This window comes from Chryseobacterium sp. PTM-20240506, from assembly GCF_048296755.1.
GTDB lineage: Bacteria > Bacteroidota > Bacteroidia > Flavobacteriales > Weeksellaceae > Chryseobacterium > Chryseobacterium proteolyticum.
Map to the genome: position 1 here is coordinate 3,180,785 of NZ_CP182581.1, position 15,326 is coordinate 3,196,110.

Here is a 15,326-nt window from a genome sequence, read left to right on the forward strand (position 1 = left end):
TTTGTTTTAATCTTTAAATATCTGATTTTCCTGTTCCTGAACCCTAATGAAAGTGGTTCTTTTGGAAAGTTCTTTAAGTTTGGAAGCACCCACATAAGTACATGTGGAGCGAACACCCCCTAAAATATCTTTTACCGTATCTGAAACGGGTCCCTTATAAGCTACTTTTACCGTCTTACCTTCTGAAGCCCGGTATTCAGCAACACCACCGGAATGCTTATCCATTGCTGTTTTTGAGCTCATCCCATAAAAAAGCCGGTATTTCTTTCCATTTTCTTCAATCATCTCACCACCACTTTCATCGTGACCGGCAAACATACCTCCCAACATAACGAAATCCGCACCGCCACCAAATGCTTTGGCAACATCTCCCGGTACTTTACATCCTCCATCGGCAATAATATGGCCGCCTAATCCATGAGCTGCATCAGAACACTCAATAATGGCTGAAAGCTGAGGATATCCTACTCCTGTTTTTACACGGGTTGTACATACCGAACCAGGTCCGATACCCACTTTAATGATATCTGCGCCTACTAAAAGAAGCTCTTCAACCATTTCACCCGTAACCACATTACCGGCCATAATGATTTTATCCGGGAAATTGGCCCTTGCCTGCTTTACAAAGCTTACGAAATGTTCAGAGTAACCATTGGCTACATCGATGCATAGAAACTCGATTTTTGGGTGCCTTTCGAGGATTTGTTTTAGCTTCTCCTCGTCATTCTTACCTGTTCCGGTACTCAGGGCTATATATTGATGAATACTTTCCGGCTGGTTATGCAGGAATTCATCCCACTCCTGTATGGAATAATGTTTATGCACAGCCGTAATAATTTTATCTTTTGCCAATTCAACAGCCATTTCAAAAGTACCTACAGTGTCCATATTTGCTGCAATGATAGGTGTTCCTTTCCACTTCTTTTTTGTATGGCGAAATGTGAATTCCCTTTCCAAATCAACCTCGGACCTTGATTTTAAAGTAGATCTTTTCGGGCGGAACATTACATCCTTGAACCCTAACTTTATGTCATATTCTATACGCATTGTGATTATTTAGAATATTAAAATTAGCAAATAATATTAAATATAGTATTTTTGAAAGCATGGATTTTCCTGTTACTTTTCAAATCTTTGGTAAAACAATGCTGGCGCATCCTCTTTTTGAAGCGTTGGGAATGTTCATGGGAATGCGTTATTACTTTTACCTAAAAAGAAAATCCCCGGAAAAGTTATCCTTCAATGTTTCAGCGGCGATTCTCATCGGTGCTACTGCGGGGGCTTTGATCGGGTCAAAATTGATCGGGAATCTTGAAAATCCTTACAAGCTTTTTAATGACTTCAGCTTTAAAAATATATGGTCGAATAATACGATTGTCGGAGGACTTGCCTTTGGATTGATAGGAGTGGAGCTCGCTAAGAAAATTGTGGGGCATAAGGAAAGTACGGGAGATTTGATTGTGTATCCTCTATTACTTGCCATCATCATTGGTAGGATAGGATGTTTTCTTACCGGAATCTATGAAGAAACATATGGTCTTCCTACAGGTTCTGTTTTTGGAATGCATCTGGGGGATGGGTATTTGCGACATCCCGTAGCGCTTTACGAGATCGCTTTCTTAATCAGCCTCTGGGTTGTTTTAAAGATTAAGCAAAGTACGGCGGAATATCCTTCCGGATATATTTTCCAGCTTTTTATGCTGAATTATTTCACATTCAGATTTTTTCTGGATTTTATTAAGCCGAGAGTTGAACTGTTTGGAAACCTGGGAACAATTCAGATTGTGTGCATACTTGTAATTATTTATTATATTTTTAAAATCAAGCAGACAAAAAGTGTAAATTCACATCAAAATATTTGAAAATGATACCATTAACTTTTTTGGAAGGGGGCAATTATGCCGGTGTCTTTATAATGGTCATTGCGATCATTATTTTTGGAGCCTTATTTGTTTCTTTTATTGCCACTTTATTTGTAAAAATAATTTATGAATTAAAAGATGGAAGGAAATTTTCGAAAAAACAATTCATACAGACCATGGTTATCTGTTTGTTGATCTGTGGACTGATCAGCGGATATATTTGTGGTGGAGGACTTTAAAATTACATTATGCCGGTAAGAAATTATACCTATTACGATTATACGATCAGCCTTTGCCCCGAATGCCTTAAAAGAGTGGGAGCTAAGGTTATTATAGAGGATGAAGCCGTTTTCATGACTAAACGGTGTCCTGATCACGGGTTTTTCAAAACAAAAATTGCCTCGGATGTTCAGTACTATAAAAACATCCGAAACTATAATAAAGCTTCGGAGATGCCTTTGCATTTTGGTACGGATGTAGAATATGGTTGTCCTTATGACTGCGGACTCTGTGTGGATCATGAACAGCACAGCTGTCTTTCTATCGTAGAAGTTACAGACCGTTGTAACCTTACTTGCCCCACATGCTATGCAATGTCATCACCCCATTACGGAAGCCATAGAAGCCTGGAAGAAATCGAAGCGATGTTTGATATCATTGTAAAAAATGAAGGAGAACCGGATGTTGTACAGATCAGTGGAGGAGAGCCAACCATTCATCCTGAGTTTTTTAAGATCATGGATATTGCAAAGACAAAGCCGATCAAGCATTTAATGTTAAATACCAATGGAGTAAGGATAGCGAATGATCCTGGTTTTGCTGAAAAATTAGCAACATATGCTCCCGAGTTTGAGGTTTATCTTCAGTTTGATTCATTTAAACCGGAGGTTTTAATGGATTTCAGAGGTAAAGATCTTACTGATGTCAGAATGAAGGCTCTTGAAAAGCTTAATGAATTAAATCTTTCCACGACATTAGTTATCGTACTCCAAAAGGACAAAAATATTGATGAAATAGGAAAGATCATTGATTTTGCCTTAAAACAGAAATGTGTGAGGGGAATTACATTTCAGCCCGTTGAGATAGCAGGGAGGAACAGAGAAGACTCTGCTTATGAAAAAATTACGTTAACAGAAGTAAGACAAGAGATCCTGAATCAGTTTCCGTTGCTTAATTCAGATGATATTATTCCGGTTCCCTGTAATCCGGATGCCTTGGCAATGGGATATATCTTAAAGCTGGGGGGTGAAATTATTCCTTTAACCCGATATATCAATCCGGCTGATTTACTGAATAATGAATCCAGAAACACGATTGTCTATGAACAGGATGCCGGACTTCATATGCAGCTTTTGGATATTTTCAGTACAGGAATTTCCGTAGATAAAGTAAAACCTAAAGTGAACCAGTTACTTTGTTGTCTTCCTGAAGTTTCAGCTCCTGATCTTGATTATGATAATCTCTTTAGGATCATTATTATGAACTTTATGGATGCCCATGATTTTGATGTTCGTGCGGTTAAAAAATCCTGCGTGCACATCGTTAACAAAGACCTGAAATTAATCCCTTTTGAAACCATGAATCTTTTCTACCGTGATGGAAAAAAAGAATACCTTGAAGAACTGAGAAAAGAAGATAAAGTACTTTTTTGAGAATCTGACATGTTATATACACTTTGATTAAACAAATCAGCAAGAAATAAAAAGGGGTGAAAAACTATCGTTTAACACCCCATAAATTGATCTTTCCCCTGTGACCGAATCCTAGCTTATCGTAAAGCTTTTTGGCTCCCATATTGCTTTCCGCTACATGGAGAAACGGGGTTTTGTTATCATCAAATATTTTTCCTGAAACAAAAGCAACAAGTTGTTTTGCATAGCCTTTTCCCAGGTAATCCGTATCGGTAATCACGGCACTTACTTCAGTCATATCGTCCATCTGCATTCTTTCACCCGTTACGGCAACCAGTTTTTCATCTTTAAAAATTCCAAAATAGCGGCCAAGTTCCGGTGTTTTCTTTTTAAAATAGTAAGGATAAAATTTCAGGATAAAATCGTTAAGTTCCTTCTGATTTTCCTCTGTAATAAGGACAATATCTTCTGTAAAGTCGATTTCGATTTTATTTTCCAAAACATACTGATCACAGACAAGCTGAGATAATGCAGTTGCAAAGTTACCTTTGGGTTTAGCGCCAAAAACAAGAAAATCATCACAGATTTTTGCATATTCTGCAATATCTTCTTCTTTTCCTATGTCGGATGCGCCCCCAAAAGCAGCAACCTCAGGATTGTAAAATTTAGAATTTCCAAAGTTTAAGCAAAACTTTTTATGGTATTCATTAAGTGAATGATAAACAGGATTGTCTAGCTTGCCGTACATTAGTCAAAATTCATTACCTCTTCCAGGGTTTTCATATATTCGTAGGCTGTTAAATCAAACTTTACAGGAACAATGGAAATATATCCATTAGCCAAAGCTGTTTCGTCAGCATCCTCAGACTCGTCCATATTGTTGAAATACCCTGTCAGCCAATAGTATTTTTTTCCGTGCGGATTGACCCTTTCGTCAAAGCTTTCTTCCCATTTCGCATGTGCCTGTTTACATACTTTAATCCCTTTTATTTCTTGAGCCGGAAGTTTTGGAATGTTTACATTCAGAACGATCCCTCGTGGCATTGGGTTTTCCAAGGTTCTTCTTACAATATTCTGAATGAACTCTTTAGCCTGCGTAAAGTCTGCTTCCCAGCTAAAGTCGAGCAGCGAAAATCCGATAGCAGGAATTCCTTCTACACCTGCTTCTACGGCAGCAGACATGGTCCCTGAATAAATAACATTAATCGATGAATTAGCTCCATGATTAATGCCGGAAACCACGATATCAGGTCTTCTTTTCAATATTTTGTCAAGGGCCATTTTTACACAGTCAACAGGAGTACCACTACAGGAAAAATCCTGCTGCGGGCCATCAAGTTTTACTTCTTCATAACTTAAGGTAGAATTGATCGTAATTGCATGTCCTTTGCCACTTTGTGGAGAATTGGGAGCTACTACGATTACTTCGCCTATTTCATTCATAAAATTGACTAGATTTCTGATACCAGGTGCTGTAATTCCATCATCATTAGTAACCAGAATAAGAGGTCTTTCCATAAAAAAATTTTATTTTAACAAAAATACTTAAAACTATCCGATATTTGTAAATAAGGTATTAAATTTGATAGTTTGTAACAGTAATTTAAATGTTACTACTAATTTATATATTTTAGAAAAAAATTAATAAAATACATTAAAGATTTATGTGGAAAAATTTTAAACTTAATAAATTTTTACTCCTAATTCCATTGACAAGTCTAATGTTTTGTTTCAACTCGCCTAAGAATGACGATGAAAAGATGCAGACGATAATGGTGAGCGTGAAAAATACACTTTCTTATTTGCACTACAGCCCAAAACCTATTAATGATGCCTACTCAAAAGATGTTTATAAGCATTATTTTGAATTGGTAGATCCTGCAAAAAGATATTTTCTTCAGTCGGATATGGATGAATTCAGTAAACACGAAACAAAGCTGGATGATTATCTGAACCTTGGAGACCTTACTTTCTATAAATTAACTATCGACAGATTATACCAAAGAGTGGATGAAATTGACCAGATTACCCAGGACATTTTCAGCAAGCCGATTAATCTGGAAGAAGATGAAACCCTTACACTGGAACCAAAACTTAAAAAGGTACCCGCGAATAAGCAGGAGCAGTATAACGAATGGAGAAAATTCATCAAATACAATATCCTTCAGGAAATTGAGTCGATGAACAGTAAGGAGCAGGCTCAGAAAGAGAAAAAAGATTCTGTACAAAAATATAATCTGAAAGATACCATCAAGCTTCAGATCCTTACTCCTGACCAGAAAAGGATAAAAGCAACAGATGAAGTTAAAGATCTTGTAAAAGAAACTTTTACAAGGTTCAAGAAAAGAAAGAAAATGGATTGGTTTACAGTATACATGAATGCTTATACTGAAGTTTTTGATCCGCACACCAACTATTATTCTCCAAAAGACAAAGAAGACTTCGATACTCAGTTTGCAGGAAAAGTGATTGGTATTGGAGCGATTATTCAGGAGAAAAAAGGGAATCTTTATCTGGGAGCCTTAACGATAGGAGCTCCGGCCTGGAAATCCAAGCAGCTTTCAGAAGGAGATAAGATCCTGAAAGTAAAATCCAAGCCAAAAGAAGATGCCGTAAATGTAGTGGGAATGCTTTCTGACGAAGCGGTAAGACTGATCAGAGGGGAAAAAGGAACTCCGGTAACTCTTACGGTACAGAAGAAAGACGGAACCATTAAAGAAGTTACGATGATCCGTGAGGAAGTAGCGATTGAAGATACATTCGCAAGAAGTATTGTGGTTAATGCTCCAAATGGAAAAAAATATGGTTTTATCAATCTGCCGAGTTTCAATGCTGATTTTGAAGATGCTAAGGGAAGAAACGCTTCAGATGATATTAAAAATGAAATCATTAAACTAAAGGCTCAGAACATTGAAGGAATTGTTTTAGACCTGAGAAATAATGGAGGAGGTTCATTAACGGAAGTTGGTGATATCATGGGATTATTTATGAATGCAGGACCTTATGTTCAGGTAAAAGATGGGAACGGTAAAATTCAGACGTTAAAAAACAAGAATGAAACTCCGATCTGGACAGGACCTTTGGTGATTATGCAGAATGAGCTTTCTGCCTCGGCTTCAGAAATTTTGGCCGGAGTAATGCAGGATTACGGAAGAGCAATGATTATTGGTTCCCCTCAATCTTTTGGTAAAGGGACAGTTCAGACATTCGTAGACCTAAACAGATTCTTAAATACTGAAGATGATTTCGGATCACTGAAATTAACGATTCAGAAATTTTACAGAATTACGGGAGAATCTACTCAAAGAAAAGGAATTGTATCCGATATCCAGATGAAGGACTTCTTTACTTATGCTGAAATTGGAGAAAGATATGATGATTTTGCGCTGGCTTGGGATAAAATTCCTGGAACGCAATTCCAAAAGTTAAATTATTTTGATATCAAAGCATTAGAGAAGGCTAGTAACGATAGAATGGCTAAAAACTCAAACTATCAGTTGTTATTGGAATCTGCTCAATGGAGAGAGAAGCTGGATAAAGAGGAAACCATTACCCTTAATATTACGAAGTTTAATGAAGTCATGAAGCAGAGAAAAGCTCAGATTGAAAAATTCAAAGCACTCACTAAATTTGTAAACGGGTTACAATTCACCATGTATCCAAACGAGATCGAAAGAGAGAAAAAAGATGAAGCATTTAAGAAGAAATCTGAAATGTGGATCAAAAATCTTAAAAAAGATACCTACCTTCAGGAAGCAATGAACATTATTGCAGATATGAATGTAAAATCATAAAAATAACCCGGCTATCAGAGCCGGGTTATTTTTTATAAACCTTTCAATGAATTTCCATAAATAAATTGGTATAAATACAAACGGAAACCATTAGGTTTCCGTTTGTATTTAATAAGCCGTACGGCTTATTTGTGTTGTAATAATCAGCTTTACATTTTACTTGATCTCCACACATCCTACACGTCCACCAGCATTTCCGGTTGGTTGGGTATGGAAATCATCCTTGTCTGCATGGATGATCAGACCTTTTCCAATAATATTCTTGGATTCATCAGTACATCCTAAACACCATTTGTTGGTTTTAAACGTAAGTGTTGCTGTTCCGCTCTGATCCGCTACAAGGTTACCAATGTCTCCCATATGGAAGTGTTCCGCTCCCCACTTTCCATGATCATCTTTCGCAGGATTCCAGTGTCCGCCTGTAGAAGTTCCGTCAGCAGCTGAACAATCTCCTTTTTCATGGATGTGTACAGCGTGGATTCCCGGTGTTAAATTCGTTACATCAAGTTTCATGATAACTTCATCACCTTTCTGCGTAAACTTGGCTGTACCTCCTGTCTGTGTTCCGCTTTTTGCGTTAATCATATAGGTATTTGTTGTTCCACAAGAAACAGCAAATAAAGCCAGTCCTGTTAATAATACAAATTTTTGTAGCTTCATTTTGAAATGATTTTAAGTGATTTTTTATAATTACCTAAATTTAGACATAATTTTTTAAAACACTTTATGATTCCGGTCTGTTTTCGGAAATCCCGCAATAAAAGACAAGTCTCATGGGTATAATCTCGGTATTTTTGTAGAAAACAACCATTGGAAGCGTATAAAAAAAGGATCGTAAAGATCATCAGGTATATAGAAGACCACCTTGATTCTGAACTCAGTCTTGAAAAAGTAGCAGAACTGGGAGCGTATTCTCCTTTTCATTTTCACAGGGTTTTTAAGCTTATTACAGGGGAGACGCTTCAAAGCTATGTCATCAGAAAAAAAACAGAAAAAAGCGCATTGTATCTTGCGGTAAGAAGGGAATTGGGTATTAAGGATATTTATATGGATCTTGGCTTTTCTAACCATTCGGCTTTCAATAAAACATTCAGGAAATATTACGGAAAATCACCATCCGAATTTCGAAGGTCAGTCCCGGAAAATTTTCACAAGATTTTACCTATAGAGAGCAAGAACGGACAAATTGATACAATTTTTCACCAGTACATTTGCAATGTAGAAAACCTGCTAAACTGGAGAAAAATGAATATAGAAATTAAAGTAACCACCCTTAAAGAAATGCACCTGGCTTCAGTCATGAGCATTGGGATCAAAAACGTTGAACCTTCTTATGACATTCTTATAGAATGGGCCAGGCGAAAACATCTGTTTCCTAGAGATGATGTAAAAATGATATCGGTATATCATGATAGTTTTAAAGTGACACCTCCGGATAAAGTAAGGATCCACGCAGGAATGCTATTGGATGATAAGCTAAAAGAACAGGATGGAGAAATTTTCCCGGAAACCATTGAAGCGGGAAGGTTCATTGTAGGCAGCGGAGAGTTTACATTAGATGATTTTGAACAATGCTGGGTATCCCTTTTTATGTGGATGAATGAAAACCATTATACTTTTAGGAAATCTTACCCATTTGAAGTGTATCATTCGAATTTCAGGGAACATCCGGAAGGAAAAATGCATGTTGATTTTTGCATTCCGATACACTAATTTCCCACTCAGTATACAATCTATACCTTTCAGTCATATTTTTTTCACTGAAAGGTATTTTCTGTCCTATTTTTGATCCGAAAATTAACAACAATGAAAACCCGACAGCAAAGATTATTATTTCTCATCACCTTTTTATCATTTTGTCTGAGCTATGCCCAGGTAAAAATTACAGGAAGGGTAACGTTTAGAAATAAAGGGATTGGTGAAATAAATGTGACCCTAAAAGGGACTTATGATGGGGCAACTACAGATTCTAACGGAAAATTTTCTTTTGAAACATCAGAAAAAGGAAATCATACGCTTTCTTTTACCCATCCGAAATATAATGATATTGAAAAACAGATTATTATTGATAATCAGGATATCTCTGTGGATGCAGAACTGAAAGAGCAGATCAATGAAATCGATGCAGTAGTAATCTCAGCAGGAGCAATAGAAGCAAGTGATAGGAAAAGAGCAACAGCATTATTAACACCAATCGATATCTACACAACGGCAGGAGCGGATGGCCAGATCTCCTCTGCATTAACCTACCTTCCGGGAGTGCAAAAAGTAGGGGAATCCGAGGGTTTATTTATCAGGGGAGGTACCGGAACGGAATCCAGGATCTTTATGGATGGAAGCCTTATCAATAACTATTTCTCCAGTTCGGTACCAGGTATTGCAGGAAGAGATCGTTTCAATACATCTCTTTTTAAAGGGAATGTGTTTTCAAGTGGGGGATATTCAGCTTTGTACGGACAGGCTCTTTCCGGAGCTTTAATGTTGGAAAGTGTAGATCTTCCAGATCAGAGCTCTTATGATTTCGGGATTTCACCCATCTTCCTGAATGCAGGGTTCCAAAAACTGAGTGGAGATAAGAATCATTCTTATGGTGCTACTCTGGGATATTCTCTTTTGAGCCTGATGCAAAAAGTTCTGAATTTCAATACAGATTTTATAGATGCTCCCCAAGGATTTAACGGAGATGCAAATTTCAGGATAAAAACAAAATCAGGCGGATTTTTAAAGTATTACGGAATGTATGACACGAATAAAATGGGGGTAAGAACAGAAAGTCTTGAACCGGGATCTGATTATGCATTGGTAAGAATAAATGGAAAAAATACCTATCATAACCTGTCTTTTAAGCAAAAGTTTGGAAAATATCTTCTTAATACCGGTGCTTCTTATTCTTATAACAGGTCCGACCTCAATTTTTCTGGAGAGACCAATACTATAGAAACTGATAAAACGCAGCTATTGACAGATGGTAATTATATTAATTTTAAAGCAGTTCTGGAAAGAAAAATTAATAAGATAAGCGCTGTTCGGGGTGGATTTGAATTGAATAATACTGACGAAAAGCTGAAATTTGAAGAAGTCAATAAACATTATCAGGATCTTATTTCTTCTGTATTTGCAGAAACAGATCTGGGATTCAGTAATGAGTTTTCAGCTAAAATAGGAATAAGGGCAGAAAATTCTTCTTTTCTAAATAAAAGTAATATTGCTCCGCGTTTTGCCTTAGCTTATCGCCTGGCAAAGAACTGGACCACCTCATTTGCTTATGGCCTTTTTTACCAGAATCCTGAAAGTAAATACATTAACGGACCTGCACATCTTGATTTTCAAAAATCACAACATTATATTCTACAGGTTCAAAGAGCATCAGAAGGCAGAAGTTTAAGATTTGAAGCTTTTTATAAAAAATATGACCAGCTTATAAAAGTGAGAAACATTGCCAATATTGAGAATCAGAATCAACCGGTCCAGACTGCGATTAATAATGACGGATTCGGATATGCAAAAGGGTTAGAGCTCTTCTGGAGGGATAAAAAAACATTTGAAAATATTGACTACTGGATCAGCTATTCTTTTTTGGACTCGAAAAGGGATTTTATGAATTATCCGGTAAGCTTAAAGCCCAACTTTGCATCAGAACATACCCTTTCAGTAGTGGGTAAAAGATTCATTCCGGAGTGGAAATTAGGGGTCAATCTTTCTTACACCTATGCCAAAGGACGCCCTTATTATGATATTGCCACAAAAGATATCAATGGAAATGTGGTTAATTTTACAAGAAATGAAGGAAGGTTGAAAGATTATAATGCTTTAAATTTAAGTTTTAATTATCTTCCGAATCTGGGTAAAAAAGATGCTAAAGCATTTACTGTTTTTGTATTAAGTATTTCCAATGTGCTCGGAACCAGGAATATGTATGGATACAATTTTTCACAGGACGGATCCAGAAGTTCAGCTATTGTCCCACCAATTAATACCTTTGTTTTTGTAGGGGCATTTATAAGCTTTGGAGTAGACAAAACACAGGATGCCATCAATAATAACTTATAATAAATAACGAAAGGGATCATCCTACTGATGAAATACATACCTTTCGGTACATAAAACGAACCCTAAAAAATTAAGAAACAATGAAAAAGTATTTATTAAGTTTTGCTTTAGTTTGCATGAGCCTAACTGCTTTTGCTCAGTCTGATTACGAGAAAATAATGTCTGAAAAGATCGCAAAGATCGAAACCTGCAAAACGCCAGAAGATTTCCAGGCGTTAGCGAATGATTTCCAAAGGATAGAAAGTAAGGAAAGCGGGAAATGGCTACCAAGCTATTATGCTGCTTTTTCTTATATTCAGAAGGGTAGGGTAATGATGAGAGAAGGAAAAACCCAGGATCTGGATGAGGTGGCCAACCAGGCAGAAAAGCATCTTGCGAACGCACAGAATCTTGCAGGTGCCGATAATGCAGAGATTCATTTATTAAGAAAAATGGCTTATTCTTTAAGAATGATGGTCAATCCCCAGCAAAGGTATATGACAGACGGAATGAAGGCTGCTGAAGAACTTCAAATCGCTGAAAAGCTAGATCCGGGAAATCCCAGAATAGCTCTGATAAAAGCGGAAGATACTTATTTCACTCCGGAACAATACGGAGGAAGTAAAACAAAAGGCCTCGAAATGTTCAAGAAATCATTGGAGCAGTACAATGCTTATAAGCCAAAATCTTCCATGGATCCTAACTGGGGAAGAGGAGAGGCAGAATATTTTATAAGCCAGCCCGTAAAATAACAGCCTATAAAAGAAAATAAAGTCTTCCCGATTCAGGAAGACTTTATTTTTGCCTTTCAGTAAAGGAAATTGACGGTTCAGTGAAAAATAATTTTTGGTACATTTATTATCCGCTAATTTTGAACCAAGAAATAAACTCATGAAACGCAAAAACCTTATTGTTCTGCTTTGGGTAACCATAGGAACAGCATTATTCTTCTTCCTGTTTTTTACAAAAGAGAAGACCATTGACAATCTAATGCTTTCCTTTCTTATTTCTGGTCTTTATTCTTTTGTGCTGGGGATGGGAAACGGCATGCTTAATGATTATTTAAATAAAAAGGTTCCATGGTCTGAAGCTACCACCAAAAGAGCCGTTATAAGCGTTATTTCGATCCTTATAGTCAATATTATTCTCGTCTATATTTGCAATTACATCAATTTTGTTCTTTTCCAGAAAGATGCAACGTCAGAAGAGTTCTTTTCTGGGAAATATAATTTCATCAACTGGTTCATGGTGAATATTGCTCTACTTATCTCAGCTTTTCTTCATGCCAGGGGTTTCATGGAAGAGCTCAAAAAAACTTCTAAAAAAGAAGTGGTAGAACAGAAATTGATTGCAAAATCTGCCAATGCACAGTTTGAAACCCTTAAAAATCAGCTCGATCCTCATTTTCTTTTTAATTCATTAAATGTACTAAGTGCCCTGATTGATGAAAATCCAAATCAGGCACAGAAGTTTACAGCTTCTATGTCAAAGATTTACCGCTATGTACTGGAGCAAAAAGATAAAGAACTTGTTACTGTAGAAGATGAAATAGAATTTGCAAAAACATACTGCGAATTGCTGAAAACAAGGTTTGAGGACAGTGTAGATTTTATTTTTGATGTCCGGAAAGAAGATTACAGGAGGTATGTCGTTCCGCTTTCTCTTCAATTGCTTCTTGAAAACTGTATCAAGCATAATTTTGCAACCTCTTCAAAACCATTGATCATAAAAGTTTTTTCGGAGAATGATACACTTTGTATTGAAAATAATCTGCAGGTTCGGGAACAGATTAAAGAAAGTGCCGGAATTGGACTTGCCAATATTGTACAAAGGTACTCACTGCTGACCAAAAGAAATGTTTTTATTGAGAAATCGGATGATTATTTTAAAGTGAAACTTCCGGTTCTATCAGATAAACCGAACGTTGTCAGTATTAAACCTGAAGATGAAGATAAGGCCTATAAAAAAGCTCAGAAAAGAGTAAAAGAGATCAAAGGATTCTATGCCAATCTTATTTCATACTGCCTTGTTATTTCCTTTTTAATCTTTATCAATCTTTATACTCAGAGCCGTTATCATTGGTTTTGGTGGCCACTCCTGGGTTGGGGATTTGGTGTTGCCTCTCATGCCTTCCAGGTATTCGGCATTGGAGAATCCTGGCAGGAAAAGAAAATTCAGGAAATTATGGATAAACAAAAAAACAAAAACAATGGAAACGTTTGATGAAAATGATATTCGGTATCAGCAGGCTAAAAAACAGGTAGAGAGACTAAGAGGATTTTATGCTCATTTATTCTCTTACATTGGTGTAAATATTATAATTGCTTATTTCAATTATTCCAACCTGGACCCGGGAGAAAGCTATTTCCAGTTTAAAAACTTCTTTACAGCGATATTCTGGGGAGTAGGACTTATCGCTCATGCACTTTCTGTTTTTCTGCCAAGAATGGACTTTGCTAAAAAATGGGAAGAGAAGAAGATCAGGGAGCTGATGAACAAGGATAAAAAATTGTAAAATCGCTAAAAGCGAATCGTCATTTTGCTACTTTTAAGAATAAAAACAATAACAAATGAATCTACAAATCTTATTTTACGCTTCTATGGCGGCCTGGTTTCTTAGTGAAATCATCTATAAACAAAAATTGAAATCAGCAGATAAGGATCAGAAAAAAGATCAATCCACTCTCAGTATTCTTTGGATAGTTATCCTCTTTTCAATCGGAAGTGCTGTGATGGTGTCTCACATATCTGATTTTGTTATTACAGACTCAGTCTGGATTGTATATACCGGCCAGGCCCTCATTATCATTGGAATTGTATGCCGGTATCTTATCATCAGGTCTTTAGGTAAATATTTTACTGTAGATGTGACGATACGGGAAGATCATAAAATTAAAAAAGACGGGCTTTATCATTATGTGAGACATCCCTCCTATACTTTTGCATTGTTAACTTTCCTGGGACTAGGCTTATATCTAAATAACTGGATTTCCCTTGCCCTGGCATTTATTCCTCCATGTATAGCATTTAGTTACAGGATTAAAATAGAGGAACAGGTGCTCATTGGACAGTTTGGTGATGATTACATACAATACAGGAAAGCAACAAAAAAGCTTATTCCATTTATTTATTAATAATAAAAATACGGAATGATAAAATGCTGAATAAAATAAAGTTTGCTGCTTGGAAGACTTTAGTTAAGGAAAAGACTGACAAGTAATCCAGATAAAAAAATCCCGATTTCAATTGAGTCGGGATTTTTGCTACTCAGAAGGGATATTCGACGACTCAGTAAGATATAGTTGATTTGAAGGTGATTTTCGTGATACATTTGATTCAAGAAAATAAATAATCAAAATTCAATAGTATGGAAACATTATCATTCGACAAGGAAAATCTGACTTATAAAAAAGCAGTAAGACGGGTAAAAGAATTAAAGGCATTCTATGGGAATCTGACTTCCTATTGTTTAGTAATCCCATTTTTATTTGTTTTAAACCTTTTAACATCACCTGACCACTTGTGGTTTTATTGGCCGATGCTTGGATGGGGAATAGGTATTATTGTTCATGCCATAAACGTCTTTGGAATAGGGAAAGAATGGGAGGAGAGAAAAATAAAAGAATTAATGGAAACAGATAAAAGAAATCATGGAAAAGTACTTTAATAAAAATACAATGGAATATAGCCAGGCCTACGAACGCGTCAAAAGATTGAAGAGTTTTTATAAAAGCCTTGCATGGTATTGCGTTATCGCAGGGATTTTGTTTTTCAATGATTATTTTGAGCACGGAACAATTGATTTTTCTCCTTTTCATGGATCGATCCTTTTGCTTATTTGGGGAATAATATTAGCTATGAAAGCAGTCAAGTTATTTATTTTTGACTCCGAATGGGAACAAAGAACCTTAGACAAGCAACTTCATAAGGGTAAGCCGAAAATATAGTTCAAAACCGGATTCTTTTATCTACTTTTAATGCTGTAATTTGAAAAACTAAAACCGTTATTT

Annotated in this window: 16 protein-coding genes; 12 read left to right on the forward strand and 4 right to left on the reverse strand. The window is 36.4% G+C overall.

The window, feature by feature from the left end; genetic code table 11:
- Positions 1-6: 6 nt before the first annotated feature.
- Entirely contained in the window at positions 7-1,047 is a 1,041-nt protein-coding gene (locus ACNFU2_RS14090) for a GMP reductase (protein ID WP_273650262.1), read from the reverse strand.
- A gap of 59 nt (positions 1,048-1,106) precedes the next feature.
- Between ACNFU2_RS14090 and ACNFU2_RS14095 the strand changes: the two genes are divergently transcribed.
- Genes ACNFU2_RS14095 through ACNFU2_RS14105 form a run of 3 tightly spaced genes read left to right on the forward strand, consistent with a single transcriptional unit; the run spans position 1,107 to position 3,514 of the window.
- A complete protein-coding gene (locus tag ACNFU2_RS14095) occupies positions 1,107-1,862 on the forward strand; it encodes a prolipoprotein diacylglyceryl transferase (protein WP_273650263.1) in 756 nt (251 codons plus the stop codon).
- Positions 1,863-1,864: 2 nt separating this feature from the next.
- Entirely contained in the window at positions 1,865-2,101 is a 237-nt protein-coding gene (locus tag ACNFU2_RS14100) for a hypothetical protein (RefSeq protein WP_273650264.1), read from the forward strand.
- A gap of 9 nt (positions 2,102-2,110) precedes the next feature.
- Positions 2,111-3,514 (forward strand): radical SAM protein, encoded by a 1,404-nt coding sequence (locus ACNFU2_RS14105; protein WP_273650265.1) that lies wholly within the window; start codon positions 2,111-2,113, stop codon positions 3,512-3,514.
- Positions 3,515-3,578: 64 nt separating this feature from the next.
- Here ACNFU2_RS14105 and ACNFU2_RS14110 read toward each other — a convergent pair whose 3' ends face one another.
- Positions 3,579-4,241, reverse strand: a complete 663-nt coding sequence (locus ACNFU2_RS14110) for a GNAT family N-acetyltransferase (protein WP_273650266.1) — start codon at positions 4,239-4,241, stop codon at positions 3,579-3,581.
- Complete coding sequence (gene surE / locus ACNFU2_RS14115; RefSeq protein ID WP_273650267.1) at positions 4,241-5,011, reverse strand: 5'/3'-nucleotidase SurE; 771 nt, start codon at positions 5,009-5,011, stop codon at positions 4,241-4,243. The genes ACNFU2_RS14110 and surE overlap by 1 nt, the downstream gene beginning before the upstream one ends.
- 146 nt (positions 5,012-5,157) lie before the next feature.
- Between surE and ACNFU2_RS14120 the strand changes: the two genes are divergently transcribed.
- Positions 5,158-7,287 (forward strand): carboxy terminal-processing peptidase, encoded by a 2,130-nt coding sequence (locus ACNFU2_RS14120; protein ID WP_273650268.1) that lies wholly within the window; start codon positions 5,158-5,160, stop codon positions 7,285-7,287.
- A gap of 156 nt (positions 7,288-7,443) precedes the next feature.
- Here the strand turns inward: ACNFU2_RS14120 and ACNFU2_RS14125 are convergent, their stop codons facing one another.
- Positions 7,444-7,947 (reverse strand): superoxide dismutase family protein, encoded by a 504-nt coding sequence (locus ACNFU2_RS14125; RefSeq protein WP_273650269.1) that lies wholly within the window; start codon positions 7,945-7,947, stop codon positions 7,444-7,446.
- A 150-nt stretch (positions 7,948-8,097) separates the two neighbouring features.
- On the opposite strand from ACNFU2_RS14125, the gene ACNFU2_RS14130 reads away from it, so the two are divergent.
- From ACNFU2_RS14130 to ACNFU2_RS14165, 8 genes are all read left to right on the forward strand, one after another.
- Positions 8,098-9,000 carry an AraC family transcriptional regulator gene (locus tag ACNFU2_RS14130; protein WP_273650270.1) on the forward strand — a complete coding sequence of 301 codons (903 nt, stop codon included), beginning with the start codon at positions 8,098-8,100 and terminating at the stop codon, positions 8,998-9,000.
- A 93-nt stretch (positions 9,001-9,093) separates the two neighbouring features.
- A complete protein-coding gene (locus ACNFU2_RS14135) occupies positions 9,094-11,337 on the forward strand; it encodes a TonB-dependent receptor (protein ID WP_273650271.1) in 2,244 nt (747 codons plus the stop codon).
- 80 nt (positions 11,338-11,417) lie between these two features.
- Positions 11,418-12,068 (forward strand): hypothetical protein, encoded by a 651-nt coding sequence (locus ACNFU2_RS14140; RefSeq protein ID WP_172281749.1) that lies wholly within the window; start codon positions 11,418-11,420, stop codon positions 12,066-12,068.
- A 139-nt stretch (positions 12,069-12,207) separates the two neighbouring features.
- Positions 12,208-13,539 carry a 2TM domain-containing protein gene (locus ACNFU2_RS14145; protein ID WP_273650272.1) on the forward strand — a complete coding sequence of 444 codons (1,332 nt, stop codon included), beginning with the start codon at positions 12,208-12,210 and terminating at the stop codon, positions 13,537-13,539.
- Positions 13,526-13,831 (forward strand): 2TM domain-containing protein, encoded by a 306-nt coding sequence (locus tag ACNFU2_RS14150; protein ID WP_172281753.1) that lies wholly within the window; start codon positions 13,526-13,528, stop codon positions 13,829-13,831. Before ACNFU2_RS14145 ends, ACNFU2_RS14150 begins: the two co-directional genes overlap by 14 nt.
- A gap of 55 nt (positions 13,832-13,886) precedes the next feature.
- On the forward strand, positions 13,887-14,450 hold the full coding sequence (locus tag ACNFU2_RS14155) for a methyltransferase family protein (RefSeq protein WP_306613220.1): 564 nt from the start codon (positions 13,887-13,889) through the stop codon (positions 14,448-14,450).
- 233 nt (positions 14,451-14,683) lie between these two features.
- Positions 14,684-14,983 carry a 2TM domain-containing protein gene (locus ACNFU2_RS14160; protein WP_172281759.1) on the forward strand — a complete coding sequence of 100 codons (300 nt, stop codon included), beginning with the start codon at positions 14,684-14,686 and terminating at the stop codon, positions 14,981-14,983.
- Positions 14,967-15,263, forward strand: a complete 297-nt coding sequence (locus ACNFU2_RS14165) for a 2TM domain-containing protein (RefSeq protein ID WP_273650274.1) — start codon at positions 14,967-14,969, stop codon at positions 15,261-15,263. Before ACNFU2_RS14160 ends, ACNFU2_RS14165 begins: the two co-directional genes overlap by 17 nt.
- Positions 15,264-15,326: the final 63 nt, after the last annotated feature.

Excerpts from the sequence above, each read along its gene's own strand:
- ACNFU2_RS14105 (WP_273650265.1), top strand. The coding sequence starts at position 2,111 with ATGCCGGTAAGAAATTATACCTATTACGATTATACGATCAGCCTTTGC.
- ACNFU2_RS14150 (WP_172281753.1), top strand. The coding sequence starts at position 13,526 with ATGGAAACGTTTGATGAAAATGATATTCGGTATCAGCAGGCTAAAAAA.
- ACNFU2_RS14165 (WP_273650274.1), top strand. The coding sequence starts at position 14,967 with ATGGAAAAGTACTTTAATAAAAATACAATGGAATATAGCCAGGCCTAC.
- ACNFU2_RS14120 (WP_273650268.1), top strand. The coding sequence starts at position 5,158 with ATGTGGAAAAATTTTAAACTTAATAAATTTTTACTCCTAATTCCATTG.
- ACNFU2_RS14140 (WP_172281749.1), top strand. The coding sequence starts at position 11,418 with ATGAAAAAGTATTTATTAAGTTTTGCTTTAGTTTGCATGAGCCTAACT.
- ACNFU2_RS14110 (WP_273650266.1), bottom strand. The coding sequence starts at position 4,241 with ATGTACGGCAAGCTAGACAATCCTGTTTATCATTCACTTAATGAATAC.
- ACNFU2_RS14160 (WP_172281759.1), top strand. The coding sequence starts at position 14,684 with ATGGAAACATTATCATTCGACAAGGAAAATCTGACTTATAAAAAAGCA.
- ACNFU2_RS14095 (WP_273650263.1), top strand. The coding sequence starts at position 1,107 with ATGGATTTTCCTGTTACTTTTCAAATCTTTGGTAAAACAATGCTGGCG.
- ACNFU2_RS14125 (WP_273650269.1), bottom strand. The coding sequence starts at position 7,947 with ATGAAGCTACAAAAATTTGTATTATTAACAGGACTGGCTTTATTTGCT.
- ACNFU2_RS14155 (WP_306613220.1), top strand. The coding sequence starts at position 13,887 with ATGAATCTACAAATCTTATTTTACGCTTCTATGGCGGCCTGGTTTCTT.
- ACNFU2_RS14135 (WP_273650271.1), top strand. The coding sequence starts at position 9,094 with ATGAAAACCCGACAGCAAAGATTATTATTTCTCATCACCTTTTTATCA.
- ACNFU2_RS14145 (WP_273650272.1), top strand. The coding sequence starts at position 12,208 with ATGAAACGCAAAAACCTTATTGTTCTGCTTTGGGTAACCATAGGAACA.
- ACNFU2_RS14090 (WP_273650262.1), bottom strand. The coding sequence starts at position 1,047 with ATGCGTATAGAATATGACATAAAGTTAGGGTTCAAGGATGTAATGTTC.
- surE (WP_273650267.1), bottom strand. The coding sequence starts at position 5,011 with ATGGAAAGACCTCTTATTCTGGTTACTAATGATGATGGAATTACAGCA.
- ACNFU2_RS14100 (WP_273650264.1), top strand. The coding sequence starts at position 1,865 with ATGATACCATTAACTTTTTTGGAAGGGGGCAATTATGCCGGTGTCTTT.